We start from the raw sequence: 3,246 nt of genomic DNA, 5'->3' as shown, positions 1-3,246 counted from the left end.
GGGACGAAAGGGGCAAAAGACGAAAGAGGTACGGGACGAAAAGGATACGGGACGAAAGGGGGACACGGGACGAAAAGGGCCGGCGGCGGAGGCCCCCGGAACACGGGAATCGGGTGCGATCATGTCGAAGTTGCGGCCGGCGGCGCGCGAACGTGCCCCTCTATTGCGCGTCCGCGCCCGGCCGCGCAAGCTGCCGCAGGGGCGCAGACGGCGCCCCGGCCGGCTTTTCTTCTGCCTGCTTTCGTGGGAAACAGCCCCGGCAGGCAGAGAGGCACGGCGATGAAGGACGTGAGATGCTGAAACGGGCGTTCGATTTTCTGGCCGCGCTCGCGGGCCTCGTCGTGCTGGCGCCGGTGTTCATCGTGCTCATCGTGCTGATCCGGCGGGATTCGCCCGGCCCGGCGCTGTTCATCCAGACCCGCGTCGGCCGGCACGAAAAGCCGTTTCCCTGCTACAAGCTGCGCTCGATGAAGATCGGCACGCCCAACCGCGCCTCGCACGAGGTGGGCGCGTCGGCCATTACCCCCATCGGCGCGTTCCTGCGCCGCACCAAGCTCGACGAACTGCCGCAGCTCTGGAACGTGCTGACCGGCGATATGAGCCTTGTCGGGCCGCGGCCGTGCCTGCCGGCCCAGCAGGAGCTGATCGCCGCCCGCCGCGCGCGCGGCGTGTTCGATCTGCGCCCGGGAATCACCGGGCTCGCCCAGATCCGCGATATCGACATGTCGGTGCCGGAACGGCTGGCGCGGGTCGATGGCGAGTATGCGGCAAACCACAGCTTTGCCGCCGATCTGCGCATCATTCTGGCCACCGTGCGCGGCAGCGGGCAGGGCGACGCCGCGCGACCCTGAGGGCCGGCACCCGGTGCGCTGCGGCCTGTCACAGGCCCGTCGCACGGGTTGCGCTGAACCCTGTCCTCTGCCCATAGTGCAGGGACCGAGTGCGGAGATGGGGGGCTGCGTGCACGACGGCTGGACGTTTGCTCTGGCAAGGCTGGCGACGGACCTTCAGCGTTCGCAGGACTGGCACGAGGCGGCAACGGAGGCCTGCCGCGCGCTGTGTGCGCTGGATGGCATGCGGCGCGTGGTGATGTTCCGTGTCATGGCCGGCGATGGCCGGCCGGGCAGCCCGGGTCTGGTGCAGCATTGCGTGGTCGACCGTCACCGCCCGGGGCTGGCCGCTCTCGGCCCGGCCATGCAGGATATCGCCGCCCCCGGCCGCTGGCTGGCCGGCGCCGCCAGCCGGCTGCGCCGCGGGCAGGTGGTGACCGGACGTGCGGCGGCGGAAGGCGATGGGGCCCGCGCCTTTCTCGATCACTTCGCCATCGTGCACTTTCTCGTCGTGCCGGTCATGGTGGCCGGGCGGTGGTGGGGGCACCTGTGCTTCGATGCCGACGACGGTCGCGGTGCGTGGAGCGACGCACAGGTTGCCGGCGCGCGCGCCATGGCGGTGCTGATCGGGCAGGCCATCGGCCAGGCGGAGGAGATGGCGATCCTCGGCGAGGCCACGCGCGTTGCCATGGTGCAGGCGGCGCCCGACGGCATCGTGACAATCGACGAGAGCGGCCGGGTGCTGGAGTTCAATCCTGCCGCGGAGCGGATTCTCGGCTTCTCCCGCGCCGAGGCAATCGGCGCGTCGCTGGCCGAGATGATTGTGCCGGAAGGGCTGCGCGCCGCCCACCGCGCGGGCTTTGCCCGCTATCTGGCGACCGGCCGCTCGCAGATGCTCGGCCGGCCGCTGGAGACCGAGGCCCGGCGGGCCGACGGTTCGCTGCTGCCGGTGGAACTGACGATCACCGAGGTCCGGACCGGGCGCCACCGGCTTTTCACTGCCTATCTGACCGATATTTCGGAGCGCCTTTCGGTTCTGAGCCGTCTGGAGCGGCTGGCGTTCTTCGATCCGGTGACGGAACTGCCCAATCTGTCGTGGCTTGAAGAGCGCTCGCACTGGCAGCGCCCGGGCGGGGAGGAGGCGGGCGGCGGGCGCGCGGGCCCGCAAGGCACGGTGGTGGTGCGCCTGCGCCGCTTCGGACTGCTGTTCTCCAGCGTCGGCCCGGAGATTGCCGGCGAGATCCTGCGCATCACGGGCCGGCGCCTGAAGGAAATCGCGGGTGAGCAGGGCGATGTCATCTGTCTGGGCACCGGTGAGTTTGCGCTGGTGCCCCGCGGCCGCTGCGATCTGTCGGCGCAGGCGGAGACGGTGCTGGCCATTCTCGGAGCGCCGTTCGTAATCGACGGCAGCCGTTTCTATGTCGATGCGAGCTGCGGCATCGTGGCCCCGGACGAGGCGCCGGGCGGCGCCCCTGCCGACGTGGTGACGCAGGTACGTGATGCGCAGATGGCGGCGCGCTCGGCCGCCCCGCACGAGGTGGTGCGGTTCGGCTGCGCGCTGCGCCAGGCTTATCAGGCCCGGCTTGCGCTGGAGGCCGACCTGCGCGAGGCCATCCACCGCCGCTCGGAGGAAATCCACCTCGCTTTCCAGCCGATCTACGACCTGCGCCGGCGCGGGCTGGTCGGCTTCGAGGCGCTGGCGCGGTGGAGTCATCCGCGCCGCGGCGCGATTCCGCCGGTGGAGTTCATTCCGCTCGCCGAGGCGGCCGGCCTTGCCGGGCCGCTCGGCGAATGGATCTGCGAACGGGCGATCCGCGAATCGGCCCGCTGGGCGCGTTATGCCGGCAGCCATGCGGTGCCTTATGTCTCGATCAATCTGGCGCCGGTGCGCATCGGCGAGCCAAGCCTGACGGAGAGCGTGGCGGCGGCGCTGGAGGCCGCGGGGGCCGATCCGCGCCACGTCCGCTTCGAGATCACGGAATCGGCGCTGATGGCCAATCCGGCGGAGGCGGCCGAAACGCTGCGCCGCATCCGCGCGCTCGGCACCTCGATCATGATCGACGATTTCGGCACCGGCTATTCCAACTTCAGCTATCTGCGGCAGCTTCCCATCGACACGCTGAAGATCGACCGGGCGTTCGTCATGGATATCGACGGCCAGCCCCGCGCCCGCGATGTGCTGCGCGCGCTGATCGGGCTTGCCCACAGCCTCGGGCTGAGCGTGGTGGCGGAAGGCGTGGAAACGGAACCGGTGCTGGCGCTGCTGGCCGAGTTCCGCTGCGATTATGCGCAGGGCTTTCTGCTCGGCCGGCCGATGTCGCCGGAGGCGGCGCGGGCGCTGGTGGCGGCGGCACCGCAGCCGTGACGGCGACCGGCAGAGCCGGCCGGCCCCGGACGGCAGGCCGCCCGCAGCAAG

The 3,246-nt window shown here is 70.8% G+C and carries 2 protein-coding genes; both read left to right on the top strand.

What is annotated here, in order from left to right; all coding sequences use genetic code 11:
* The first annotated feature begins 293 nt into the window (after positions 1–293).
* Positions 294–851: a sugar transferase gene (locus tag V7067_RS16795; RefSeq protein WP_334177039.1), complete on the top strand. Its 558-nt coding sequence runs from the start codon at positions 294–296 to the stop codon at positions 849–851.
* Between the two features lie 97 nt (positions 852–948).
* Positions 949–3,195 carry an EAL domain-containing protein gene (locus tag V7067_RS16790; RefSeq protein ID WP_334177038.1) on the top strand — a complete coding sequence of 749 codons (2,247 nt, stop codon included), beginning with the start codon at positions 949–951 and terminating at the stop codon, positions 3,193–3,195.
* Positions 3,196–3,246: the final 51 nt, after the last annotated feature.

It is taken from the genome of Pseudoxanthobacter sp. (assembly GCF_036822375.1).
Classification (GTDB): domain Bacteria; phylum Pseudomonadota; class Alphaproteobacteria; order Rhizobiales; family Segnochrobactraceae; genus Pseudoxanthobacter.
Note: the sequence above shows the minus strand (reverse complement) of the source record. Positions and strands in the feature narration are given on the sequence as shown.

What these genes read in the sequence shown, in the direction of transcription:
- V7067_RS16795 (WP_334177039.1), top strand. Translation starts at nt 294, where the DNA reads ATGCTGAAACGGGCGTTCGATTTTCTGGCCGCGCTCGCGGGCCTCGTC.
- V7067_RS16790 (WP_334177038.1), top strand. Translation starts at nt 949, where the DNA reads ATGGGGGGCTGCGTGCACGACGGCTGGACGTTTGCTCTGGCAAGGCTG.